At 55.7% G+C, this 25,533-nt stretch carries 16 protein-coding genes and 1 riboswitch; of the genes, 1 reads left to right on the forward strand and 15 read right to left on the reverse strand.

Translation table 11 applies throughout. The features are described 5' to 3' along the window. Window positions 1–3 precede the first annotated feature (3 nt). The 14 genes from BJL95_RS02290 to BJL95_RS02355 form a co-directional block, all read right to left on the reverse strand. Window positions 4–381: a VanZ family protein gene (locus BJL95_RS02290; protein ID WP_071155166.1), complete on the reverse strand. Its 378-nt coding sequence runs from the start codon at window positions 379–381 to the stop codon at window positions 4–6. Between the two features lie 51 nt (window positions 382–432). Beyond that, on the reverse strand, window positions 433–1,968 hold the full coding sequence (locus tag BJL95_RS02295) for a cation:proton antiporter family protein (protein WP_071155168.1): 1,536 nt from the start codon (window positions 1,966–1,968) through the stop codon (window positions 433–435). A gap of 124 nt (window positions 1,969–2,092) precedes the next feature. After that, on the reverse strand, window positions 2,093–2,299 hold the full coding sequence (locus BJL95_RS02300; RefSeq protein WP_064024387.1) for a DUF6494 family protein: 207 nt from the start codon (window positions 2,297–2,299) through the stop codon (window positions 2,093–2,095). 538 nt (window positions 2,300–2,837) lie between these two features. Further along, on the reverse strand, window positions 2,838–4,520 hold the full coding sequence (locus tag BJL95_RS02305; protein WP_071155170.1) for a sialidase family protein: 1,683 nt from the start codon (window positions 4,518–4,520) through the stop codon (window positions 2,838–2,840). Further along, complete coding sequence (locus tag BJL95_RS02310) at window positions 4,520–5,380, reverse strand: hypothetical protein (protein ID WP_139306092.1); 861 nt, start codon at window positions 5,378–5,380, stop codon at window positions 4,520–4,522. Before BJL95_RS02310 ends, BJL95_RS02305 begins: the two co-directional genes overlap by 1 nt. A gap of 28 nt (window positions 5,381–5,408) precedes the next feature. Further along, window positions 5,409–6,194, reverse strand: coding sequence for a VPLPA-CTERM sorting domain-containing protein (locus tag BJL95_RS02315; protein ID WP_071155174.1), 786 nt, complete (start codon window positions 6,192–6,194; stop codon window positions 5,409–5,411). Window positions 6,195–6,329: 135 nt separating this feature from the next. Then, window positions 6,330–7,100, reverse strand: a complete 771-nt coding sequence (locus BJL95_RS02320) for a hypothetical protein (RefSeq protein WP_071155176.1) — start codon at window positions 7,098–7,100, stop codon at window positions 6,330–6,332. Between the two features lie 100 nt (window positions 7,101–7,200). Beyond that, window positions 7,201–7,277, reverse strand: a riboswitch (cyclic di-GMP riboswitch). Window positions 7,278–7,709: 432 nt separating this feature from the next. Then, window positions 7,710–8,717, reverse strand: a complete 1,008-nt coding sequence (locus BJL95_RS02325; RefSeq protein ID WP_071155178.1) for an ABC transporter permease — start codon at window positions 8,715–8,717, stop codon at window positions 7,710–7,712. Window position 8,718: 1 nt separating this feature from the next. Beyond that, the gene (locus tag BJL95_RS02330; RefSeq protein WP_071155180.1) at window positions 8,719–13,731 is read right to left on the reverse strand and encodes a non-ribosomal peptide synthetase; all 5,013 of its coding nucleotides are present in this window, start codon (window positions 13,729–13,731) and stop codon (window positions 8,719–8,721) included. A gap of 75 nt (window positions 13,732–13,806) precedes the next feature. Further along, entirely contained in the window at window positions 13,807–18,972 is a 5,166-nt protein-coding gene (locus BJL95_RS02335) for a non-ribosomal peptide synthetase (protein ID WP_071155183.1), read from the reverse strand. Between the two features lie 400 nt (window positions 18,973–19,372). After that, window positions 19,373–19,918, reverse strand: coding sequence for an FcoT family thioesterase (locus BJL95_RS02340; RefSeq protein ID WP_071155185.1), 546 nt, complete (start codon window positions 19,916–19,918; stop codon window positions 19,373–19,375). Further along, entirely contained in the window at window positions 19,918–20,811 is an 894-nt protein-coding gene (locus tag BJL95_RS02345; protein WP_071155187.1) for a TauD/TfdA family dioxygenase, read from the reverse strand. Before BJL95_RS02345 ends, BJL95_RS02340 begins: the two co-directional genes overlap by 1 nt. Window positions 20,812–20,877: 66 nt before the next feature. Continuing rightward, window positions 20,878–21,774 carry a TauD/TfdA family dioxygenase gene (locus BJL95_RS02350; protein ID WP_217631657.1) on the reverse strand — a complete coding sequence of 299 codons (897 nt, stop codon included), beginning with the start codon at window positions 21,772–21,774 and terminating at the stop codon, window positions 20,878–20,880. Between the two features lie 119 nt (window positions 21,775–21,893). After that, a complete protein-coding gene (locus BJL95_RS02355; protein ID WP_071155189.1) occupies window positions 21,894–23,471 on the reverse strand; it encodes a fatty acid--CoA ligase in 1,578 nt (525 codons plus the stop codon). 514 nt (window positions 23,472–23,985) lie between these two features. Between BJL95_RS02355 and BJL95_RS24405 the strand changes: the two genes are divergently transcribed. Beyond that, complete coding sequence (locus tag BJL95_RS24405) at window positions 23,986–24,192, forward strand: hypothetical protein (protein ID WP_139306093.1); 207 nt, start codon at window positions 23,986–23,988, stop codon at window positions 24,190–24,192. A 91-nt stretch (window positions 24,193–24,283) separates the two neighbouring features. On the opposite strand, the gene BJL95_RS02360 is transcribed toward BJL95_RS24405, so the two are convergent. Further along, entirely contained in the window at window positions 24,284–25,357 is a 1,074-nt protein-coding gene (locus BJL95_RS02360) for a HEAT repeat domain-containing protein (RefSeq protein ID WP_071155191.1), read from the reverse strand. Window positions 25,358–25,533: the final 176 nt, after the last annotated feature.

Raw genomic sequence — 25,533 nt, forward strand, 5'->3', positions numbered from 1 at the left:
CGATCAGCGCGCGATCCAGGCCAGAACCGATCTGTGGCCGGCGACGTAAAGCGCTCCGGCCGCCAACGCCGCGCCCAGAGTATCGGCCAACCAATCGCCGACGCCCGGCTCGCGCCCCGGCACGAAGGACTGGTGCCATTCGTCGCTGATCCCGTACAAACTGCAATAGGCGACGCTGACCAAGCCTAGTAAGCGGCGCTCGGCCAGCCGATGCCGAAACGCCCGCCAACTGCACACCTCCATCACGAAATAAGCTAGCGCGTGCTGGACTTTGTCCTGAAACTCGAAGTGCATCTTGACCGGCAAACTCTCCTGCGCCGACAACCAGAAAATCAAGCCGCAAAACGCCGCCAACGCGGTCCAGTCCCGGAATGCTCTCATCTTTGTCTATCTCTCTATCGTCATTAAACCGGGGTTCGCTGTCGGCTAAGCCTACGCGCCGCCTTCGAGCAATTGTTTGGCCAATTGATTGCCGGCCTCGACCAGCGGATGTATCACAAAATCGGCACCCAGCGCTTTCATGTGATCGGCTTCCTCGGCGTGATAGCAAATCGCGCCGATCTGGCCAAGATAGCCGCGCCGCCTCAATTGCTCGATCGCGGCGCAGCGCACCTCGTACGCCGGCACCGTTAATAAAATCCCCTTGACGCGCTCCAACGGCAAACCGCTCCACAGCTCGCTGTCCTCGGCATCGCCATAGACCACGCGCCGCCCATTACCCAACAGGGTTTCCAGCACGGTCGGGTCGGCGTCCAGCCCGACCACCCGTTGTTCGCGCTCGCATAACGCCCGATAGGCGGCGATGCCGGTGCGGCCCATGCCGATCACCAGCCATTCGGCAGCACCGAAGGATTCCGGCAAGCGGTCGGGATTCCCGGATTGTTTTTCGAAACGCACCAGCCAGCACTCGGCCCAGCCGAACAAGCGGTGCGAGTAGCGGTTCAGCGGCGCCGCCACCGCCAACGAACCGGCCACAGCCAAACTGATAATCGCCTTCCAATCCTCGGTCAGCAAACCGGCGTTGACCACCGCGCCGGTCGTGATCAATGCAAATTCGCTATAAGTCATCAAGGCCAACGACGACACGAAAGCGGTGCGCGCGCGCAAGCCGGCGAACAGAAACAACCCGAAAAATAACACGCCTTGCAGCGGCAACAAGCCGAGTAAACTTAAGGCCAGCGTCACCTGTTCGCGATTCGGCAGATCGGCCAGACCGATTTGCAGAAAGAAGGCCACCAGAAACAACTCCTTCAAGCTCCACAGCCGATCGGTCAATTCGTCGATCTTGGGATGGGTCGCCAGCATCACGCCGGTCAGCAGCGCGCCGATGTCCGCGGAAATGCCGACCCGTTCGGCCGCGACGCCGCCGGCCAGCGCCAAGCAGACGCCCAGCAGCAGTTTCAATTCGGAGGCGCGACTGGCCGACAAAATCCGATGCGCCAGCGGCCGCAACAGCGGCAAGGCCAACAAGGCCAAAGCCCAAGGCTGGGGTTGTTTGCCGTCCGCCACCGCCAACAAGACGATCGCGACAATGTCCTGCAGAATCAGAATACTCAACACGTCGCGGCCGTGCAGCGTCGACAATTCGCCGTTGTCTTCCAATACCTTGATCGCCAACACGGTGCTGGAAAACGCCAAACTGACGCCCAACACCAAACCGCCGGTCACCTTTTGTTCCAGCCAGAAAAACACCAACGCCGATGTCACCGCCGTCAGCAACAGGTGCAAACCGCCAACGCTTAACACCTCGCGGCGGATCAGCGACGAAGGCTTCAGCTTCAAACCGACCGAAAACAGCAACAGTTCGATGCCGATTTCCGCCACGTGACCAAGATTCGGCAACGGCGCGATTTGCAAACCATGTAGGGCATAGCCGGCGGCCAAGTAGCCGACCAAGGGTGGAAACGACAAGCGGCTGGCGACCATGCCGGCCAAATAAGCGGCGGCGATCCAGATCAGTTCGGTCATAAATCAATCATGCTGAGTCAAAACGGCCAGCCATGCGGGCCGGTCTTAAAAATAGAGTCGCTGGACAAGTCAAGGACCGTCGGCCGTCTCGCGCCGACGCCAATCGCAACGTTAGGCGCGGAAACTATTCCAGCGCGATACTGCCCTCGATGGTGTGACGTATCCCCAGCGCGGGCGCCTCCAAGGTCATCGCCACCGCGAGAGTCTCCGAACCCTCGAGTATGCCGGCCTCGACCGCTTTCAACACCGCGTGCTCCAGTTCGCGCTGCGAAGCGATCCCGACGGTTTTCAGGAACTTACGGACTTCCAAATTCAAGGTATCTTCGTTCATCGTCATCCCCCGGACACGTTATAAAAGTCGAAGCGACGAATCGACGCGCGGAACTCGCGGCGCCATCGCCTCGGCTAGCAGATTATCACGGATCGGTGCATTCTCGGCTTAGCGATAGGCGAAGAGGCCGAGCCATCGGCCGGATCATGATCATTGAAAAGGATTCCGCCGAAATTCGCCGACTCGTCGGGCCGTCATCCAGATACCGCGAGTCAATAGATCAATGACCTTGGCAGCGGTGGTAAGTCGCTACGCTGCCAAACGGTTACGATTCGAAGGATTGGAGCGTTTTAACAGGCCGGTCATCATCGTGTGACGTCTTTTATCTACTCGCCGGCACAGAACAAGTAACCGTGTCAGTAGGATAAAACCGATGATTTGCACAAACATGAGAGTATGCCAGTTCCGATTTCTGGAGAGCAGGGAACGGCGATTCGAACAAGCCGTCACCGAGCGGCAGGTCGGTGACGGCAATCGGAAGTGAAGGGGAAGGGTTAAAGCGATCGTATCCAAGACGTGTGTATCGAATCCCGCGAGCTTACTTCGCGCATTGCGGTCGCGTACACAACAGGGCCAGTTTGCGCGAGTCGAGCACATTGATAGTGCCGTTATGATCCAAATCCCTGGGGTCGCCGGCACCGCTCGCCGGTTTGTTTCGAGCGGCCAGCACGATATTGAGGTCGAGTAAATCGACATCGCGGTCGCTGTCTTGATCGCCGGTCACGGTCATGTTTTCGCACGCGTCGGGCAGATGATTTTGGTTGGTATCGCCACTTTGGCGTTGCTCGATGTCCAAAACGTCGGATTTGCCGTTGTTATTGCAATCCGGAAATACGTTCAAATAGTACACATCCTGCTCGCCGTTGTAGGTCGCGGTGTAGGACACGTGAGCGCCGTATTTGTCGGAAACCAGATGGCTATAGTCGCCGATTTTGTCGACGCCCAACGGATAGCCGATTTGGGTGTTGAAGGTCGCGGTGACCGCTCGATTCGGACTCCAAGTTACCCCACCGTCCCACGAGTACGAATAGTAGAGTTGCGAGGTACCGGCCTGGAGCTTTTCGCGGGTGTCGTACCAAACCGCATCGATCCGGGCGTTGTCGGCGACGCCCAGCATCGGAAACCACTGAAAGGCGTTCCGGTCCGCCGTATCGGTGTTGATGCGCAGCGGCGCCGACCAGGTCAGCCCGCCGTCGCTACTGCGGATAAAGTTGACGTCCAGATTGTCCGTGCCCGGCGGATCGACCGGAGCCAGCAGATAAATGTTGTTGCGCAACGCACCTGCCGAATGATCGACGGCGACTTGAATATCGCCGATCGGACCAAGCGGGTTGGGATTGTTGGGAATCATGAAGGTGATCGGCGAACCGCCCATATCGATGGCTTGGGTCGTGAAACTTGGTATTGCGTTGGGATCGCGAGCGTTCAACGAGGTGGCGAACAAATAACCGTCGTAGACCAGCTTGGTACCCACCAAGCTGCCGCTTTCCTTACGACCGGCCAGATACACTTCGCCGTTGGTACCTACGCCGATGGTACCGAACGACGGGTTTTCCGGCACGCTGACCGGCGCTTCGTAGCTCAGGCCGCCGTTAACCGAGCGGGTAAAACGCTTGTCGTCCAAACCTTCCCGCCAGTGTAAATAAATATGGCCGTCGCTGGCGGTTCCGCTCCGGTCTATGCCGATTCGGCCTTTATCCGCGCCTTCGCCGTGGGCATAGACCGGCGCTTGCCAGCTGACGCCGCCATCCAGCGACTTGAATACCTGCACGTCCGCCGCGAAGTTGCCGGTGCTGTCGTAATGCAGACTCTGGTAGTAGAAATTGCCCGCCGAATCGACATCCACCATGATGTTGGTCCGTTGTTCGCCCGGCGTCACCACGCCTTGAAAATGCCAGTGCTTACCGCCGTCGTCGCTATAAGCCCAACCGCCTTCCCGGCTGCCCGAAGCGATACTGGCAAATTGCTTCCAGCCCGCGACCAACCGGTCTGGGTTATTCGGATCGAGAGCGATCGTCGGCTCGTGAGCCGCGTCGCCGGCGATATTGTCGCCGGCCGGGTCCACATTCATTTGAATGCTCGAATACGGTCCGTACGGAAACAGCGATTGCGCAGCGGCGCTTTCCGGCATCGCGCCGCAGACCGCTAACACGCTCAAGCCCAAGCAATGGGCGGAAATCCCTCGCGGCAACGGAGCGGCGCGACCTAGGCGAACGTCCATCATGCCCTCCTGAATCGGCGATAGCCGTTGATACCGATACCGGCAATCCCCGAAGCGAAGAACCAAACCGCCGAAGGCAATGGAACGGTGGCCACTTGGCCGCAACCGCTATAGGCACCCACGCCTAAACAAAAATCCCCCAAATCGGCCAAGACGGTATTTTTCAAAAAGAACGCGTTTTCGGGGGACAGTAATAAATCGCCGCTGAGCATCCAATCGCCGGCACTGCTGTACTGCAACCGCAAATTAGCCAATTCGTAAGCCACCGCGCTAAACGAAACGTTATTCTGCAAATACCAGCCGCCCGGCGTGCCCGAAACACCAAAGGCATCCCACATGGTCTGCCGCGCCTCCGGGTCGTATTTCAGCGAGTAATCGCCGTTCAGCAAGGTGCCGGAAAAGCTTCCTCGAAACATCTCGACGCCGGTCATGCCCATCGTGCCGGTACCCGCCAAGGTGTCCGAATCGATCGAGAAGTCCGGCGTCGTGGCTTGGACGTTGCGGCCGGAAAGCTGACCGCTGGGATTGCTGGCACTGACCGGCGTGATGTCGTGTACCAAGTTCACGGCTGGAATTTCGACACGCGTCGGATTATTGAAGTAAAACGACGAATCGGTGCGGGTCGTGTAATCCGACTCGATGGTGTCGAAATATTGCGCCAGAAAGTATCCCGGCTGGGTCAACGAGCCGAAGTTGGAGAGCGCTAAAGCATCGCGGTCCAGATTCATCGTGAAGGTGCCTCCGGAATTCGCGTTTAACAACGCGGCATCGGCCTGCGTAACGAATCCGCCGGCGACCAGCGCGAAAACCGTCGAAACCGCGGTCAAGTATTTTGATGTTTCAAGGCGATGGCATGTCATCGAAACCTCCTGTTAACTGATATCCCGATCAAGCGGATCGGTTGCGAAAACCGCTCACGCCCATGCCGATTAAGCCGGTCATAAACATCCAGACGGCGGCCGGCAGCGGGACCACGGAGGTTTGAAAGCTGAAGGTACCGATGCGCGCATTAGCATTGCGGGCCGGACCGGCCCCAAGATGATCGAATCCCCAACCGTAACCCAACTCGCCGCTCAAAGACAGCACGTTTCCGTTGATCTCGGAAACCACGTTAAACAACTCGAAAGCCACCGCTTTAAAGCCGAGGGTGTTGTAAATGACCCAATCCGAACTTTCCGGCGTTTTTAGCGCTTCCGCGGGATTATAGGTCAGCGTCATGTCGCCCATTAATACCCGGTTAGTGGGTGGCGCGACATCCACTCGATAACGCAGGCCGCCGGCCAGTCCGATAGAGCCCGACGCAGTGCCGGTAATGTCGTTAGGGTCGAACGTGAAGGTAGTGGCGCTATTGTGCCGGCCTAACGGGTTGTCAGCCACATGCGCGCCATTGACGGTAAATTTCAATCCGGTGGCCGGAATTTCGTTCGCCGCGTAATCGGTCAGATCGACGGGCGTATTGTAATCGCGCAACTCTTCAAAGGTTTTTGAGGCCAGCGAAGCGTCGTAGTATTCCTCGACGTATATGGATGGCGCAGCGGTCCTATCTAGATCGATACCGTTCTCGAAAGCGTCTCGATCGATATTGATAATCAGCGAACCGCCGGATACGGTAGCGCCGTGCGCGGATGTCGCGGCAAGGGTTAACGACAGCACGATCAGGTATAGAAATTTCATGCGTATTCCTTGAAAAAAATTGGGTTTCTAATAAGTCGCTTACCGGCCAAGTTCGGGCTCTACCCCCCGACCGTTAACGGAAAGCAAAGCGCCCCGCAGCCTTTTGCGACGGAAGGGTGAGCGGTCTGGTAAGGCTTAGGCGGATAAGCCCGATTTACCTCTGGAGGCGCCTAACAGGCCGACCAATCCGCTCCCGAACAACCACACGCCGGCCGGCAGCGGCACTGCGGCGGGCGCCAGATTGAAGGTACCCACTTTGACCGATGTGCTGCCGTTAAACAGCAAATTCCAGGAGTAACCCAAAGTGGAAAGATACAAATCGCCGCTTAGCGATAATTCGCCATTACCGTTGACCGACTCGGTGGCATTCACCAAGCGGAACAAGGCTGGATCTTGCGCGGGGCTACTAAAACCGGCGCTGTAGGTAAAGATATTCCACGTCCCACTGGCTTTTTTCAGGTAAAAATCACCGGGGTTCAGGTAGGAGCCGCCACCGGCGGGTTCCATCCGAAATGCACCGCTCAAGCCGATTTGGCCTGCCGCTGTGTTGCTGGCATCCATCGTCGTGGCCTCCTGCTTTCTCGCGCCGTAGCTGATGGTGGTGCCATTGGCGTTCACCGGCAACGAAACGCTGAAGGTCTCGGTCTGACTGAGAGCAACACCGCCGGTCGTGTCCAGATCGATCGGCGTTGCGTTATAAGTCTCGTCCCAAAAATTGGCGATATACCAACCTTCGGAACCGCCAACGGCCGAGGTAAATGCGGAATTGTCGATGGTCATATTCGCGACGCCGCTAACGAGGGCCGCGTTGGCATCGCCTGCCGTTAACAGACCGCCGCCGAATACGCTGATTGCCAGAACGCCGGCATAGGCCGCTTTCAAACTGTGTTTGTTTAATAGGTTCATTGTTTTCCTTACAAAACGATCTAAGATTGATTTAATGGGCAAAATCCAGGTCCCGATACGGATGGAAGCGCGTCACATCCCATTGCAGAGCCCAAAGTTCGAAGGCAACCCGGCCGTCTTATTCCAAGACCCGTGGCTTTCCGGCTCCGCCTCGCGGCGGATGTGGCGAAATTGCCGCTTCCGTGCGGCATCGCCCGAATCCTTGAGCGAGGTTTTCCTAGATTTCCGGCGGCTTTTCCGAACGGCGCAAGATGCCGTCATTCGGCAGCCGCCAAGGCTCGAAACCCAACGATACTGGCTTAGAGAGAGCGCCGCGAAACGCAAACCCGCCGACATAAACCTATCGTCATTTCCCGAGTTGCTGATCTAACAGCAAAGACCAGGCCAACAAAAAAGCCATTGTTTTACAACGACTAACATTTTTACCGACGGCCAAACAAACCCAAACCACGTGATTTGCCTCAGCAACTGCGTGAAATCACCTATTCAAACGATTTGCCGGTATTTGTGACAACTCCACGTATCTCGAAACCTAAGCCGCGTCGAATCAACGGGCGGAATGCGCCAGCTCCCGGTGAGTCGCACGGACCTCCATGGATTGACCGACCCTCAATCTTCCACCCATTTAAACCGCAGCGCGGCGGTCGTTAAAAACAACAGCGTCATCATCGACAGGGTAATCAATGCCGGCGCTATCTCGGCCAATCCGGCGCCGTCGATCATCACCGCGCGCGCGGCTTGCAGCACGTGGGTTAGCGGGAAAATCAGCGTCAGGTTCTGCAACAGCGCGGGTGCGCCTTCCAGCGAAAACCAGACCCCGGACAGCAGTATCATCGGCAAGGTCAGCAAATTCAGGATGCCCAACGCCAACTCCTCGCTACCGGTCCGGCTCGCCATCAATAAGCCGAGACTGATCAAAGTTACCGAACCGAGTACCGCTATCAGCGCCAACAAGGCATAAGCCCCCTGCACTAAAAAGTCGAACAAGACGTTCATCGCGACAAATTGCAGCACGACCGCCAGCATCAACAGCCCCAGCCGGCTGACGACTTGTGCCGACAGGAACTCAAAAGCGTTGACCGGCGAGGCTTTCAAGCGTTTAAGCACGCCGCTTTTGCGATACCTGACGATGGTAAAGCCGACGCCGAACAAACTGCCGTGCATGATGTTGATGGCTAAAATGCCGGGCAAAACCCAATCGAGGTAGCGCACCCGCCGCCCGGAAACCACTTGCTTTTTCCAGGTGGCGGCTCGATCGCCAGCCAGCAGGACTTTTTCCAGCAGATAGCCCTGCCCGGAACTGTCGTTTATCCAATAGCCGTTTTCCGCCCCCCCTTGCACCACCATATCCAGTTGATGATGCTGCAGTTTGGCTAACGCCTTATCCAGTTCCGGGTAGTCGATGAATTGCAGATATTGGGTGGTCTTAAACGCGGTAATCTGCGAATTAGCCTCGCCGGTCACGCCCACTTTAAACAGCGCGCCGTCCTGATCGTCGAATATCGCCGCTATGCCGACGATCAAAATCACCGGAAACACGAAATTCCAGATCCAGGTGGCTTTGTCGCGGATCAATTCGATATTGCGGGCTTTTAGCAATGCCAAAAAATGCTTCATCTCAACTTCTCAATGAGTGGCCGGTTAATTTAAGAAACAGGTTTTCCAGATTCGGCGTGGCGACCGTCAAGCCTTCCAGCGAGACATGCAAGCGCGTCAATTGGGCGATCGCCGCTTCCACATTGGCGGTGACGAACTCCACCGTTTCGTCGCCGGCGGTTACCGCGAACGGCAAACCCGGCATCTCCGCCAGACCGCTGACCCTAGGCAAACGGATCAGCACGCCGTCAAAATGCTCCTGCAATAGATTCTGTGGCGTATCCTGGACGATAATCCTGCCTTGATCCATGATGGCGATTTCGTCGCAAAGCTGCTCGGCTTCCTCCATGTAATGCGTGGTCAGCACAATGGTCTTGCCGCGCGTTTTAATCTCCCGAATCAAGCTCCAGAAGTTGTGGCGCGATTGCGGGTCCAGACCGGTGGTCGGTTCGTCCAGAAATAAAATGTCGGGATCGTTGATCAAGGCGATGCCCAGCAACAAGCGTTGCCGCTGACCGCCGGACAATTTGCGGGAATCGCGATTGATATAGTCTTGCAAGGCACAGGCTTCGATAATCTCTTCCAGCGGCAAACCGCGCGGATACAGCTTTTGAAACAGTTGCAGGGATTCCTTGACCGTCAGGGTGTCCGGCAAGGCCGTATGCTGAAACTGAATGCCGATATGTTGGCTATAACGCCGGTCGATAGGCTCGCCGCGAAACAAGATCTTGCCTTTGCTGGGCTTGAGTATGCCCTCCATCATTTCCAGCGTGGAGGTCTTGCCGGCGCCGTTCGGACCCAGCAAGCCGAAACACGTCCCGGCTTGCAATTCAAAGCTGACGCCGGCGACCGCCGTGACTTTTCCGTAATGCTTCTCCAGCCCCCTAACGCTCAGCAGGCTAGCGGTCGCGCCAGACTCGGCAAGCGGCGGCGCGGCTAGCGTTGACGGCGAAGCCGCCGGCTCCGGACTCAGTTCGCGCAACCAAGCCGCGCAAAATGGCTGCTTGACCACCGTGAAGTGCTCGCCCTTGGCCTTGATGACGTTGACGGTTTGGTAATAATCGTCCCACTCGTTGGCCGCCAACCAACCTTTACTGCCGTCGGCAATCACCAGCGTCACCGAATACGGCAACTTGGCGGTGTAACGGTAATTAGCGGTAATCGACGCCTCGGTCACCTGCCAGATTTTCCGAAAATCCCCGGCATCCAGATTAGGAACGATATCCGCCAACAGCAACGCAAAGCAGTCTTTCCATCCCGAGTAGGGCTTGGTTTTTAAAACGTCGGCGATGGCGGCGCGATAAGGCTCGGGCGAAATGCCGGCGCTAGTCAGCATGAAGTTGCAAAAGGCCTTGACCGAGGCTTTGTCCACGCGGCTTTGCCTCAACAACAAACCGCTATCGATCAACACCACTTCGCCGATTTCGTAGGCCGAATCTTGCAACTGGCGCAGCATTTCGTAGACGACGGTGCCACCGTAACTGTGCGCGTATAAATTGATTCGCCCTTGCGGCCAGACGCGCCCGATCTGCTCGATATTGTGTGCCGCCATTTCCTCGACCGTGGCCGCCGGCTGATCGCCGGCATAGCCTTTCATTTGCAAGCCGTAAACCGGCCCTTCCCGCTTCAGGCATTCCGCCAACTCAAAATAGCCGTCGCTCAAGCCGGGCATGCCCGGCACGATAAACGTCGGAATCCCCGAGCGCAGATTAAGCAAATATACTGAATTCGTTGGTTTATCCATCGAGCTTTCTAAGTAGTCGGTCAACGCTTTTATCGTCGGGTATTTGAAAATATCGGCGAGATTCAACGAGCTGTCGGGGAGAATGGCGTTGATACGGCTAATCAGTTGCACGGTGAGCAAGGAGTGGCCGCCCAATTGAAAGAAATTGTCGTGCACGCCAACCCGCTCGATGTTCAACAGCGCCCGCCAAATGTCGGCTAGTTGTTGCTCCAGTTGGCCGCTCGGCGGACTAAAATCGGCATTGCCGATCTGTACGCCGCTCGCTTGCCGCGCCAAGGCGTTCCGGTCGATTTTCCCGCCGGGCGTCATCGGCAAAACCTCGACGGCAAACAGCGCGAGTGGCACCATGTATTCCGGCAAGCTTTCACGCAAAAACGCTTTCAGCACCTCCTGCTCGGGCGGCTTGCCGTCGTGGGTATAAAAAGCCAGCAATTGCTTGTTATTCGAGTGTTCGCCGACCACCACCGCCGCCAACTTGACCGCCGGATGCCTGGCCAGCGCGGTCTCGATTTCGCCCAACTCCACCCGAAAGCCGCGAATCTTGACCTGATGGTCGCGGCGGCCGATGAAGGCCAGGGTGCCGTCGTCCAGCCAGCGCACCAGATCGCCGGTTTTATACAGCTTGCCGGCACCGAACGGGTTGGCGATAAATTTCTCGGCGGTCAGTTCGGGCTGGTTGAGATAGCCGCGGGCGACGCCGGCGCCGGCGATGTGCAGTTCGCCGGGCACGCCGATCGGCACCGGGTTGAGTTCGCTGTCCAGCACGTAGACTTGGGTATTGGCCAGCGGTTTGCCTAGCGGGATCGCTTGGTCGGGATTCTGGGCCGGGGCTATCGGATGCAGCAGCGAGATCACCGTGGTTTCGGTCGGACCGTAGGTGTTGATCACCGCGATGTTCGGGTTGCGTTGCCGCCAGGCCCGGTATTTTTGCGCCTCGGCCTTTTCGCCGCCGATCACGACCCGGCTCAACGCGGTGTGGCTAAAGTCTTGGTCCACCAGCGTATGCCAGTAGGCGGTGGGCAGGTTGATCAGACTGACCCGGTGGCGTTCCAGCAGGCTTTTCAGATACGCCACGTCGGTGAAGCGCTCGCCGTCCATCATCACCACCGCGCCGCCGCTGAGCAGGGTCGGGAAGACTTCTTCAACGAAGATGTCGAAGCTGATCGTCGAAAACTGCAGCACGCGGTCGCGGTCGTTGAGCACATAGGCGTCGATGACCGCCAGGTTGTGGTTGACCACGTTGCGGTGTTCGACCATCACGCCCTTGGGCTGGCCGGTGGAGCCGGAGGTATAAATCACGTAGGCCAGATGTTCGGGACGCGCGCTGGGGCGCGGTTGCGCGGCGCTTTGGGCGATCGCCGGCCAGTCGCTATCCAGCGCCAGGGTCTGAATCGCCAAACCGGCGCGAATTTCAGCGAAGCCTTCGGCCAGGCTGGCTTCGGTCAGCAGCAGTTGGGCGCCGCTGTCCAGCAGCAAGGCTTTGCTGCGTTCGACGGGGGTATTGGCGTCCAGCGGCAAATAGGCGCCGCCGGCCTTGAGGATGCCCAACAAGCCGACCAGCATCAGCGGCGAGCGGCGCAGACACACCGCCACGATGGTATCCGGGAGCACGCCGCATTGCTGCAGATAGCTCGCCAGCCGGTCGCTTTGCTCGTGCAACTCTCGATAGCTGAGCAACCGCTCCTCGCCGATCACCGCCACCTGGTCCGGGCTTTTCAGGGCTTGACGGACAAATAGGTCGTGGATGCAGGCGTCCGGAACCGGCTTGCCGGCCGTCCGGCTCCATTCCTCCAGTATCTTGCGCCGTTCGTCCGCGTCCAGCAGTTCCAACTCCGCCAGTGTGCCGTTCGGCGACTCGACCAAAAAATGCATGACTCGAGACAGATGCGCAGCCAACCTTTGCACCGTCTCGGGCAAATACAGATCCGAGGCATACTCGATACCGATCGCGGCATGATCGTCTTCATACTCGTTATAAGTGAAGGTCAATTCGAATTTCGCTTCGTTGATTTCGAAGTCGAATACCGGCTGCAAGCGACAATTCCCGAAAGGCACCGCGCCAAGCCGTAACGGCGTGTAATTGATCAAGACCTGAAACAACGGACTTCGACTCAAATCCCGCTCGGGCTGTATCGCGTCGAAAATTTTCTCGATTGGCACGTGCTGATTGTCCTGACCGTCGACGATCACGCCATGCACGTGCGCCAGCAACGCATCGACCGTCAAGCCGGACGGCGTCTCGGGGTGAATGCGCATCACCACGGTGTTCACGAAAAAACCGACGATGTCTTCGATTTCGCGCTGATTGCGGTTAGCCACCGGCATACCTAAGCAAATATCGTCCTGGCCGCTGTATTTTCTTAACAACAGATACACCGCAGTCATGAACACGGTAAACGGCGTGGTTTTTCTCGCCCGGGCGGCTTGTTTGATCGCTAGCCCCTGGGCCGTGCTGAGCTCGAATGAAAGGTAAGCACCCTTTCCGCTGGCGGCGGCCGGACGCGCGAAATCCAACGGCATCTCAAGATTTTGATAGCCGGACAACTGGCGTTGCCAATAAGACAGTTCGCGGGCCAATCTGGCGTCCGTTTGAGTTTCGCGTTCCCAGCCGGCGAACAGCGCGTAGTCCACCGCCAAAGCCGGCAATACCGGCTGCCGGCCTTCGATAAATGCCGTGTAGGCGGCCGCGAGATCGTTCAGCAAAACCCGCATCGACCAACCGTCGGTGACGATGTGGTGCAGACACAGCGCCAGAATGTGGCTTTCGCTACCCAGACGCAACAGCATCGCCCTGAATAACGGCGAATGTTCCAAGTTGAACGCCTGCTCGATAAAGCTTTTCAACCTTTGCTTTTGTTCGTGCTGGCGCGCTTCTTCGCCGAGCCCGCTCAGATCGTGCTGCTCAATTAGGACTTCCGATACCGGGCGGATTCTTTGTAACGGAATATTGTCCAGCGCCGTGAAATTGGTGCGCAACGCGTCATGGCGGGCATAAATGCAGTTCAGCGCCTTCGCCAGCGCGTCGACATCCAAAGGACCGTCGATTTTCCCCACGCCCGGCACGTGGTACTGGCCGCCAAACCCCAGTCTATCCAGAAACCACAAGCGCTCCTGGGAAAAGGACTGGCAGGCGATTTTGTCGCCGGCCAAGTAAGCTAGAACATTGGGTTTATCGGCGGTCAGCGCGGATTTAACCGCCTCGGTCAGCAGGCCATGGCCTGCCTGTACCTGCAAATCCCCGGCGGATGTGGCACTGAACCGCGCGCCCTTTGCTATCAATTCACTCAACATGCTATTGGCTGTGGTAATGGCAAAAATCTTAAGCGCTGAATCCGGACGAACGCATTCCGCACTAATCGAGCTCGCTTAAACAATGAACACCTCCATGTGCTCCAAATAATTGGCCAGCGAATCTTCCTGTTGGACTTGCGCGCCGCCGGCGACGGCGAGGGCCAGTTGCTGAATATCCGCCGCCTCGAAAAAGCGGCTGAGCGGTAGTTCCACGCCTAGCGCGGCCTTGATGCGGAGCACAATTTGGATCGCCAGTAGGGAATGCCCTCCTAGCGCGAAAAAGTTGTCTTGCACGCCGACTTGGTCCAGATCCAACACATCCCGCCATATCTCGGACAAGGTCGCTTCGACGGCGTTGCCGGGCGCGACGTAATGGGTCCGAGCGGACAGATCGACCGGCCTATCCTCCAGAGCCTTGCGATTGATCTTGCCGTTGCTGGTTAACGGCATTTCCTCCAACTCGACCCAGGCGGCCGGCACCATGTAATCGGGCAAGCGCTCGCGTAAAAATCGGCTGAGCTCGACTACGTCAAGTGCTTGAACAAGTTGGTAGAACGCAACCAACTGTTTGCCGCCAGCATGTTCTTGGGCAAGAACGACCGCGTTGCGGACACTCGGGTGGCTTAGCAAGGCATTTTCGATTTCGCCGATTTCCACCCGAAACCCGCGAATCTTGACCTGATGGTCGCGGCGGCCGAGAAAGGCCAGGGTGCCGTCGTCCAGCCAGCGCACCAGATCGCCGGTTTTATACAGCTTGCCGGCACCGAAAGGGTTGGCGATAAATTTCTCGGCGGTCAGTTCGGGCTGGTTGAGATAGCCGCGGGCGACGCCGGCGCCGGCGATGTGCAGTTCGCCGGGCACGCCGATCGGCACCGGGTTGAGTTCGCTATCCAGCACGTAGACTTGGGTATTGGCCAGCGGTTTGCCTAGCGGTATCGCTTGGTCGGGATTCTGGGCCGGGTCTATCGGATACAGCAAGGAAATGACGGTGGTTTCGGTCGGCCCGTAGGTGTTGATCACCGCGACGTTCGGGTTGCGTTGCCGCCAGGCCCGATATTTTTGCGCCTCGGCTTTTTCACCGCCGATCACGACCCGGCTCAACGCGGTGTCGCTGAAGTCTTGGTCCACCAGCGTATGCCAGTAGGCGGTAGGCAAGTTGATCAAACTGACCCGATGGCGTTGCAGCAGGCTTTTCAAGTAAGCGACGTCGGTGAAGCGCTCGCCGTCCATCATCACCACCGCGCCGCCGCTGAGCAGGGTCGGGAAGACTTCTTCGACGAAGATGTCGAAGCTGATGGTCGAAAACTGCAACACCCGGTCGCGGTCGCTGAGACTGTAGGCGTCGATCACGGCCAGATTGTGATTGACGACGTTGCGATGTTCGACCATCACCCCTTTGGGCTGACCGGTGGAGCCGGAGGTATAGATGACGTAGGCCAGATGTTCGGGACGCGCGCTGGGACGCGGTTGCGCGGCGCTCTGGGCGATCAGCGGCCAGTCGCTATCCAGCGCCAGGGTCTGAATCGCCAAACCGGCGCGAATTTCAGCCAAGCCGTCGGCCAAGCCGGCTTCGGTCAGCAGCAGTTGGGCGCCGCTGTCCAGTAGCAAGGCTTTGCTACGTTCGACGGGCGTATTGGCGTCCAGCGGCAGATAGGCGCCGCCGGCCTTGAGTATGCCCAGCAAGCCGACCAGCATCAGCGGCGAGCGGCGCAGACACACCGCCACGATAGTATCCGGCGCCACGCCGCGTTCTTGCAGATAGCTCGCCAGCCGGTCGCTTTGCTCGTGCAACTCCCGGTAGCTGAGTGACCGATCCTCTCCGATCACCGCCAACTGATCGGGGCTTTTCAGCGCTTGGCGGACGAATAGGTCGTGGATGCAAAAATCGCCGATTGGCGCGGTCCGAGTCGCGTTGAAATCGCTCAACAAACGTTGCCGTTCCGCCGGCGGAACGATCTCGATGCCGCCGATAGCCTGCTCGGGGTCGGTGATTACGCTGGTCAACAACTGCTTGAAGCAAGCCAAATGCCGCGTGATTGTGGCGTCGTCGAACAAACTGCGTTTGTACTTGATATTGATCTGCAGGCTCTGCCGGAAATCGTAAATTTCCAGCGTGTAATGGTCCTCGGTTTGTTGAAACACCTCGTACAAAGTCTCCACGCCTTGCAGCGCATCAGCGTTGTTCAACAACTCGTCGAAGAAATTTTGGTAGGTGTAGGACACCGGAAACGGATTTTCTTGCGGGTTGGCCAGATTCAATCCCAAATCCGCCAACAACCGGGGAAACGGATAGTGCGCATGGTCCAGGCAATCGAAAAATTGTTGGCGGGCTTGTTGGACCCATTGCACGAAGGCCAACTCGGTTTGCATCGTGCAAGGCACCACCATCACATTGATATAACAACCGATACTCTGCTCGTGCGCTTGCTTGGGCCGTCCTCGCACCGGCGTGGTGACCGCCAGCGCCGACTCCTGAGTGAGCTTGTGCAAAAAAATCTGGAATGTCGCCAGAAACAGCACCGCCAAACTGGTTTTGCAGCGCGTCGCCAATTGTTTGAGAGCCGCCAGCGTCGCGTCGTCCAGCGTATATTTACGACAGCCGATGCCGTCGGCCGACAAACTGGCTTGCGGCATACGATCGTAGGGCAGATTCAAGGCGCCCGCTTGATCGGCCAATAATGCGCGCCACCAACATCTATCCTCGCCTCCGGCGCTACCGGCCAGATAGCGGCGCTCCCATTCGACGTAGTCCAGAAAAGCCAAATCCGGCGCTTGGCAAACCAAGGTTTCGCCAGCCAGCAAGGCATGATATTTCCGCCAAAACGACGCAATAAACAACGCGCCCGAGGTACCATCGAAGACGATGTGATGGATCACGAAAAACACGTAAGCGCCGGCATCCGGCGCGTCGATGGCATACAGCCTGACCAATGCCTCCGTGGCTAGATCGAACGGCTGCCTCAACAGCGCCCACAAACAATCATCCAGCATTGCCCCGGACTCGAGGCGAATTTCATGGCAGAGAGGACCGTCATCCAGCGGCCGAATCACTTGCTCGCTATCGCCGGTGTCGCTCCGCTGAATAATCGCCGCCCTAAGCAGCGGATACTCCGCCAACATCGCGGCGAGCGCTTGCTGTAGTTTTTCGACCTCGACGCCGCCAGAGACCTTGAAGGTCAACGGCACGTTAAACGCGATCGACTCCGGGGCGAGTTCGTTGACATACCACAGACCTTTTTGCACTTCGGACAACGGACCGCGAATCTCCGACGCCAAACTCAGCGAGCGCGCGGAGCCGGTGTCATGCGCCACCTTGCGCTTTTGCTGCTGTCGGCGAGCCAACAAATCGAAGAAACCGGCGAAATCGTCTATCCGCAACACCTGGCTGAATTTGATGTCCAAATCCAGAGATTCGTTCAAGCGGCCGACGAACTGCACCACGTCGATGGAATCGAAGCCGTAATCGATCAGGGACAGCGATAAATCGAGCGTGGCCAAGTCCAGCTTAAAAATGTCTTTCACCAGCTTGGCTACGACCGCCAAAGTCGGCGTATCCGGACTCAAGCCATCCAGCGGTTTTACCGTCACCGGCGCTGAATGACCGGCGGCCCGAGCTTGCAACTCGGCATCGGGCCGGTATTCCTCGAGAACAATGTGAGCGTTTACCCCACCGATGGCGTAACTATTCAGGGCCGCGCGTTTCGGCCGGTCGGCTCCCGGCCAAGGACGATTTTCGTGTTGCAGCGTCAAGGCGTGCCCAGCGGGAAAGTCGCTATTGATCGCGTCCAGGCCGGCCACGCCAGGCAGCACTCCGTGCTCGAAGGCTTTCAACACCTTGATGATCGACGCGATACCCGAAGCGGCTTCCGGATGGCCGATACTGGGCTTCACGCTGCTGATATGCCAGCGTTTGGCGGAATCGGCGCCGGCCTGCCGGTAAGTTTGATCGATAGCGCCTAGCTCCAGCGCATCGGCCATCACGTTGCCGATGCCGTGCGCTTCGACATAGTCGATAGAATCCGAGTCCAGATCGGCACGCGTTAAGCACAAGCGTATCGCTTCCTTAAGACCCTGCGAATTCGGTGCCTCGAACGAATAACCTCGGCCGCCGTGATAAACCGCCGAGCCCCTGACCAAGCCCAGAATCGTGTTGCCGTCCCGCACCGCCTCAGCCAACGGTTTTACGATCAACACCCCGGCCCCTTCGCTGCGCAGATAGCCGTTGGCGGCATCGCCAAAGCTTTTGGTTTGATTGTCCGGACTCAAGATGTCCCGGTACAGACCCTGACGGGAAGCTTCGGTAAATTCGTCGGCACCGATCACGTTGACGCCGCCGACCAGCGCTTGTTGACATTCGCCGGCCCGCAGGCTTTGTATGGCCCGATGTAAGGCAACATACACGCTGGTGCAAAACGTGTTGATCGTTTCACTGGGACCTTTCAGGTTCAATTGAAACGAAACCTTGTTGGCGAGCGGAATTTGGTAGGCCACGTCCGGTGTCGGCACCGTATCCCGGCTGCCGATGTAAACAGCAGTCGTACTTTTTATCAGCGCGGACAGATCAAGCCGATAGTCGTGCAACGCGTCTTCGATGCACTGATAAAGTAACTGCTCCTGACGCGGTAAAGCCGCGAAGTCGGCCCGCGACATCTTCAGGCATTCCAGGGCCTGCAATCTGCCCGGATCGACCCGACCATAGGTCAATTCCGACTTTCCCGGATGGCTGGTGACTTGCAACGGCGAACCTGAAATGACTTTCCGCCACAACGCGGCGGCATTCTCGGCTTCCGGAAATATGCCGGCCATGCCTATCACGGCGATTGCAAACGGTTCGAGCTCAGCAAATTGTCGGGTCACGGGTATCGGCATTGACTCCAAAGGGTCGTCAACCGAAGCAACGTCGCCGAAGACTAAGACCTCATCCAGCAAATACCGAGTGAGCAAATCCAGACTCGGATAATCGAACAGCACCGTCGACCTCAAAGCGCACTGCAAGCGCTTTTCAAGCTCTACCTTGAAGTCGACCGCCTGCATCGAATCCGCGCCCAAGGCTGCGAAATTCTGATCGTCGGCCACCTCGTTGGGGCTGTCCAACTCCAGAAACTCAACCAACAAATCGCGAATGAAGTCGGTCAATAGGGCTTGGCGCGAACCGGAACCCGCGACGGCGAGCCGATCTAAAACGCCGCTGGCGTCGATGAACTCGCCGCGCGTTCGCGGAAACTGTATATCCGTCCCCATGATATATAAGTAAATAATTTAAGAATGATCGAAAATTAGCGCGAAAACAGCTAAAAAACCCGAATTAAAGATGACCGCCACATTGGCGCGTCTTGGCAAAATACGAAGCAGCTTGAAACGCGGGCGTGCGGACGGTTATCTGTTCACCAGGCGCCGGAAATTAATCGCTCAACCCATGCCAAGTCCGGCAAAAATAAACGGCAAATAAATAGCCGTATCCGATACCGTTTTAATTTGAATTCCATGCCGGAAGCTATTCATACCCCAACATCCAAATCGCGACAGTCCCAACCCGGACAGCAAGCCTTTGCCGAAACACCAGTGCTCGCGTTAATTCCGCCGGCTTTCAATGTTTCGAAGCACCTTTAGCTATAGTCAGAAAATGCCGGAGCTCACGCTATTAAGGACCGGGACGCAATATAGCCAGCATCACTTCACCCTTGGATTTACCGACCTCGTCATCGTGAAAATGACAAAATGTTTTCAGAAACACACAGCGGGACGTTTTTTTTACGGTATGAATACCGAATGTGCCGTAGAAGTGCTTCGCGTTAATCAGACTTTGAAAACCGGAATTGAGATTGGCAATCAAGAAATTCGAAAGCTGTTTTTCAAAAAACAAATCGGGATCGTAGTCGCCCAACTCCGGAATTAATCCATTTTTTATGCAATAACCCAAATGAACGTAAGCAATCTGGTTGTAGCAGATATTATATTCTACGGCATTGAAATGCCCGGTATCGTCGATGTAACAAGACTCCGGAATTGAAAACTCGCCATTCATCAGCATACCCTGAATACCCAAGTCTTCCTGCTGTTGAAAATACGCTTTTTTTAAGTACCGACAACTCTCCCGATAAGGCGTCAACACTGTTTTTACAAACGAAGCGTCAATATCCGTTAAACTGAGCGCTTCCCGCTCCGGCAATTCCAAAATAGAAGTCATTAGTTAATTCCCACATAAAAAGGCAAGTCGTCGTAAATCCCGATTCTGTAACTTTTGCTTTTCTCTCCGGGTTGTATGGATGACGCTTTGTGTACCAGAGGTCGGTTATCCCAGATAATCAAATCGCCCTCTTCCCAATAATGGGTGTGAATATGTTCCGGTTTTTCCGCAAAGTCGAATAAGGCCTGCATCACCCGTTCATTTTCTTCGTAACTCAGACCGGCCAGCTTGGTGGTAAAGCCGCTACTGATATACAGGATTTTCTCGCCCGTGACCGGATGTTGGATTACGGCCGGATGGTTAACCGGCGGGACTTCGTTGTGAATACGATCGAGCAATTCGGAAAGCGATTTGTCGATATCCGACGCTTGAACCTTATAGCGCATTTTACCTTCATGAACCGCGGTAGCCGTTTCGACGTAAGACCTGAGTTCATCCGGCAGTTTGCTGTAAACCGCCGCCATATCGATGTAAGAGGTTTCTCTCGCCGATTTGGGAAAAACCAACGGATAAATCGAAGTAAACGACAATGGATGCTTTTCGAAAGCGCAATCAGTGTGCCAATACCGCCCCGTGCCGGAAACGCCCAGTTTTTTGCCGTCCGCTTCGATCACATTCGACGAAACGAATACTTCCGGGTGATCAGGATGATGGTATTGAGGCTGGAAATACACTTGCGGACGACCGAGTTTCCGAGTGAATGCAACATATCTTTCGGCATTCAGCTCCTGACCGCGCAAGACCACCAATTTATTTTTATATATTAATTGTCTAATCAGCGCCAGTTCCGGCGCGTTTTCGGACAAACTATTGACATCCAAGCCAATAATTTCCGCACCGATTTTACCCTGTTTCGCTTCGTTAATTTCCAATCCCTTACTCTTAGTAATCATGCGCGCTACCCTTAATAATAGTAATGTTAATAGAACAAGTTTCGACCAAACTAACCGTATCGAATGTTAATTGCCGATACCCACGTAAAACGGCAAGTCATCGTAAATACCGACCCGATACATTTTGCTGGTTTCTCCCGGCTTGACGCCGGATGCCTTGTGTATAACCGAGCGGTTATCCCATATAATCAAATCGCCTTCTTCCCAATAGTGAGTATGCACGTGTTCGGGACGTTCGATAAAATCAAATAGCGCCGTCAACGCGCGCTGATTTTCCTCGTGAGTCAATCCTGCGATTTTTGTCGTAAAGCCGCTACTGATGTAAAGCGAAAACTCACCGGTTACCGGGTGCTGAATAACGGCGGGATGCTCGACCGGCGGCACTTCGCTATTAATCCTATCGAGAAGCTCGGCCAGCGATTTATCGATATCGGACGCTTGAACTTTGTATCGTAATTGCCCCGCATGGATATAGATTTTATCGTCGACATACTGTCTTAAATCCGTAGGCAGATTTTCCAATACCGTTACCATATCGATGTAAGAGGTTTCCCTAGACATTTTCGGGAAAATCAAGGGATAAACCGAGGTAAACGACAAGGGGTTCTTTTCGAACGCGCAGTCGGTATGCCAATATTTTCCGGTACCGGAAACGCCGATTTTGTTACCGTTTTGGTCCGGCACATTCGAAGAAACAAATATCTCGGGATGATCCGGATGATGATATTGCGGCTGAAAATAGACTTGCGGCCGCCCAAGTTTACGGGCGAATGCAACGTATTTTTGTTCATCCAATTCCTGATCGCGCAGTACAACCAGTTTATTCTTGTAGATCAAGCTACGAATCATGCCCAGTTCCGGCGCGTCATCCGCCAACCCATTGATATCCAGGCCACGGATTTCGGCGCCTATTTTTCCGGATTTTGATTCGATCACTTCCATTTCCAAGGTTTCAACGCTCATACATACTCTCCTCTAACCAAAGGTGAAGGTTTTATAAATTTCCCGGCGGATAACAGCTCATAAAATGCTCCGCCAATACGCTTTAACGAAACCCGGTCGCGGCGGAAATCCGCCTCGCGCTAATTGACTTGCCGAACTTGGCCAGCCCAATAAGGCATTCTTAATTCCCGTTTTAATATTTTGCCACTCGGGTTCCGAGGCAGCTTTTCGAGAAAATCGATCGACTTTGGCGCCTTGAAGTCGGCGATTCGATTTCGGGTAAAGTTAATCAGTTCGCGCGCCTTAATCGCGTGGCCGGGCCGCAATACGACAAACGCCTTGACGACCTCGCCCCAACGCTCGTCTGGTATACCGATGACCGCCGCTTCGGCGACAGCTTCGTGCTCGCACAGCGCCGCTTCTATTTCGGCGGGATAAATGTTTTCGCCGCCGTAAATAATCATGTCCTTGATCCTGTCGCAGATATACAAATAGCCTTCCTCGTCGACGTAACCGGCGTCTCCGGTTCTAATCCATCCGCCTTCGGACAGGCACTCCCGGGTTGCCTCGTCGTTGTTCCAATAACCAATCATGTTAGCGGGCGACTTAATCGAGATTTCGCCGACCGCATTAGCCGGCAAGGCATTTCCTGATATATCCGATACGCGTATTTCCACACCGGGCAAAGGTCTGCCCGCGGATTCTTGACGTTTTGGATGTGCCGGCGAGTGATCTTCGGGGCGCAGGCAAACCGCCATATTGCCGGTTTCGGTCATACCGTAGATTTGGAAAAATCCGCAGTTGAAACGCTGCATCGCCTTTTGCAGCAACGCAGGCGCGATGGGCGATCCACCGTATAAAAAACCCCGTACCGACGATAAATCGGTGGTTTCGCAAGAAGGTTCCGCCAAAGTGGTTTGAATCATCGCGGGTACCATCGGCACTTTGCTAATCCGGTGACGTTCGATCAGTTCCAACACCTTCCAAGCAATAAACGTATCGATAATGAAACCTTGCGCGCCGGCGATGAAGCCCTGAATCGCCCACCAAATTCCGCCCATGTGAAATTGCGGCAGTGAAATCAGCAATTTGTCGTCCGGATTCAAGTTCATCCAATGATCGCCTTGCTCGCGCATTCCCTGCATCAATCTAAAGAACGAATAATTCGGCAGTTGCACGCCTTTTGGATGGCCGGTAGTGCCGCTGGTATACATTTGCACAACGACTTCATCCGGCGCATAAGTCAGACCGACGCCATTCGGCGAAAATTGATCCCGCCAATTTTGGAAACCCGAATAATCCTCGAATTCGCTATCCAATACGATAATCTTGCGCAAACTCGGCAACTCGCTTTTCACGGCCTCGATTCTTTCTAGTAATTCCCGAGAGATAAACAAAATCTCGGCGTTGCCGTGCTGCAGAATGTAATGAATTTCCTGCGGCGTCAGCCGCCAGTTAATTCCGATTAAAACCGCTCTGGCTTTTGCGCAACCGAATAGCACTTCGTAGCTATTAATACTGTCCTTGCTCAATATCGCAACGCGCGCCCCAGGCTCTATCCCGACAGCTAACAGACCCGCCGCTACTTGATTAGCCCGTTGATCGAATTCGCGAAACGTCAAACTCTGCTCTTCGAATACAAAGGCAATTGAATCCCCCTGGTATTGCGCTTGCCATGTAGAGATTTCGGCGAGAGTTTGAGGCGACGTTAAGATCATGGTTATCTATGCAGCAATAAGATTGCTTCAACTAAATGCAACAAACGCGCCACTTAGAAAAACAAGAAACAACCGAGCCATCATCAAAAATATAACCAATTGAAAATTAGTGTATTTTTTTAAATAAAGACAACCAAAAACCCCTATGTTCGCCTAGCAAAACCGTAAAATGGGTTTGCTGAAATGCTTTGCGAATCGACTAGTAAAAAAAGTAAGTGATTTCACCTGTTTTTATTGCGTTAAAACACATAGCTTAAGAAACCTCGCCGAGCGTTTGAACCCTTCAACCTACCGCCTTATTCAACGCGACGCTCACAAAACCAGGATAATCGACGAATTGCGTCGCGGTCTGGCACCGCACCCTATCGCGATGAGACACTGATGCGTCGCGTTTTGTACTCAACGCCTATCGGCCGACAACACAGAGTGAACTGCCCCGGGAATTTCGAAGGCCCATTGATGTGAGTCATACCGGCTTAACTAACTCGGAAAGGTGTTGCCGGAGAAGAGGTAAATGACCAACCGAAAACAGATGGACGAAACATACGCCGCCAGCCGTTGCAGCTGCGGCGCTTTGTCAGTGGGTGAAGCTGATTATTGGCAGGCGAGTCTTTTGTTAATCGTCATCCTTCCGGAGGAAAACTCCCGCCATTTGTTCCGCTCTTTGCAAAAGAGGGCTGGAGAGATTTTCCAAATATATCCCCTTCGATCCTCATTTTGAAAAGGCGGAAGAACCTCAATAAACGATATTGGGCAAACCCAATTCGCATTTTGGCGTTTTCAGCGCCTGACCGGACTGGATATCAAACCCGTTAATTGAAACCAAAGCCGCCCGTAGGCGCCTGGTAAGACTCGCTAGCCAGATGTTCCTGGTAAATTTGTCGCGCCTGATCGTCCAACGGAAAACGTTCCAGCGCCCGCTGCGCGACGGCTTTCACCGCCGGGTCTTCATCCGGATTTTGCAAGGTTGCCAGCAACGGCTCGCGCACGCTGTCGTAAGCAAACTCGCCATTGCCCATCGCGGCAATCACCCAACGCCTGACGTCTGGATCGGCATCGTTGACCCCTTCGGCGAAAATCCGCTGGGCATCCTGATCGCTACCCGCCAGCTTGGACAGCACTTGCAGGCCGTTCAGCCGCAGTTGCGGATCGCTGTTGCCGACAAACGGATAAACCGCCTTAACGATCTCTTGTTGCTCGGCCGGCGAAGCACCTCCACTTTGCTTAACCAAATTAGCCATGGCCGCCACCGCTAATTCCGAATTTGCCGCCCCGTCTCCGCGTAATACATCCAGCAGACCGGCGCGGGTCGGAGCATCGTAACTGGCCGTCGCGCCCAACAATTGCAGGGCATCCAGCCGTTGCTCCTCGGAACCTTTCCGCAATAACTGGACGGCCGCCGCTTTAAGCTTCGGCATGCCCACGGCGGCACCGGAGGTCGCCAAGGCCAAACTCAGGGTTTTGCCCAACGGCGTGCCGCTGAACTTCATAATGTGCGCCAACACTTGCTGCCGGGCGGCGGGGTCGGATTGGATCTGGGCCATGATCAGTTGAAATTCCTCGCCGTCCCGCAGCGCTTCGTAGCTTAGCCCTTGCCCAGCCTTGTCTTCCAATGCCACCAGCAACTGGCTTGTACTTTGAGTGTCGGCAACCTCGTCGGTGGAGGTGTCGTCGGAAAAATCCAGCCAGGCTTGCTCGTCGGTAAAGGTCCGGATTTTAGGCCCAAGCGGGATAACATCCAGCAATTGGCTCAGCGGAGCGGTCGCAGACCCGGCCGGTTGCCCAGGCAGCGGTTCAGGCCGATCAAACCCGGCACCCTTGAGCACATAAATCGACAAACACGCCACCAGGAAAACCGGAACAAAAAAAACACTGAATTTCCGCATGTCTAGTTTTAACTCCATCAAAGAACTCAACCCAAGCCAGATTGCCCGGCCCTAGCGGGCAGCAAGCGCCCCGCATCAATTTATTGTGTTCCCAGCTCCAGTGTGGGAACACAAAACAGACGCTCCTGCGTACCAAGCCGCACCACTAGAGAGGTACGGGATGCATTCCCACGCAG

The sequence above is a fragment of the Methylomonas sp. LWB genome, assembly GCF_001856095.1.
In the GTDB taxonomy this organism is placed as follows: domain Bacteria; phylum Pseudomonadota; class Gammaproteobacteria; order Methylococcales; family Methylomonadaceae; genus Methylomonas; species Methylomonas koyamae_A.

Coding starts and splice junctions, on each gene's coding strand:
- BJL95_RS02290 (WP_071155166.1), bottom strand. CDS start 381: ATGAGAGCATTCCGGGACTGGACCGCGTTGGCGGCGTTTTGCGGCTTG.
- BJL95_RS02295 (WP_071155168.1), bottom strand. CDS start 1,968: ATGACCGAACTGATCTGGATCGCCGCCGCTTATTTGGCCGGCATGGTC.
- BJL95_RS02300 (WP_064024387.1), bottom strand. CDS start 2,299: ATGAACGAAGATACCTTGAATTTGGAAGTCCGTAAGTTCCTGAAAACC.
- BJL95_RS02305 (WP_071155170.1), bottom strand. CDS start 4,520: ATGGACGTTCGCCTAGGTCGCGCCGCTCCGTTGCCGCGAGGGATTTCC.
- BJL95_RS02310 (WP_139306092.1), bottom strand. CDS start 5,380: ATGACATGCCATCGCCTTGAAACATCAAAATACTTGACCGCGGTTTCG.
- BJL95_RS02315 (WP_071155174.1), bottom strand. CDS start 6,194: ATGAAATTTCTATACCTGATCGTGCTGTCGTTAACCCTTGCCGCGACA.
- BJL95_RS02320 (WP_071155176.1), bottom strand. CDS start 7,100: ATGAACCTATTAAACAAACACAGTTTGAAAGCGGCCTATGCCGGCGTT.
- BJL95_RS02325 (WP_071155178.1), bottom strand. CDS start 8,717: ATGAAGCATTTTTTGGCATTGCTAAAAGCCCGCAATATCGAATTGATC.
- BJL95_RS02330 (WP_071155180.1), bottom strand. CDS start 13,731: ATGTTGAGTGAATTGATAGCAAAGGGCGCGCGGTTCAGTGCCACATCC.
- BJL95_RS02335 (WP_071155183.1), bottom strand. CDS start 18,972: ATGGGGACGGATATACAGTTTCCGCGAACGCGCGGCGAGTTCATCGAC.
- BJL95_RS02340 (WP_071155185.1), bottom strand. CDS start 19,918: ATGACTTCTATTTTGGAATTGCCGGAGCGGGAAGCGCTCAGTTTAACG.
- BJL95_RS02345 (WP_071155187.1), bottom strand. CDS start 20,811: ATGATTACTAAGAGTAAGGGATTGGAAATTAACGAAGCGAAACAGGGT.
- BJL95_RS02350 (WP_217631657.1), bottom strand. CDS start 21,774: ATGAGCGTTGAAACCTTGGAAATGGAAGTGATCGAATCAAAATCCGGA.
- BJL95_RS02355 (WP_071155189.1), bottom strand. CDS start 23,471: ATGATCTTAACGTCGCCTCAAACTCTCGCCGAAATCTCTACATGGCAA.
- BJL95_RS24405 (WP_139306093.1), top strand. CDS start 23,986: ATGACCAACCGAAAACAGATGGACGAAACATACGCCGCCAGCCGTTGC.
- BJL95_RS02360 (WP_071155191.1), bottom strand. CDS start 25,357: ATGCGGAAATTCAGTGTTTTTTTTGTTCCGGTTTTCCTGGTGGCGTGT.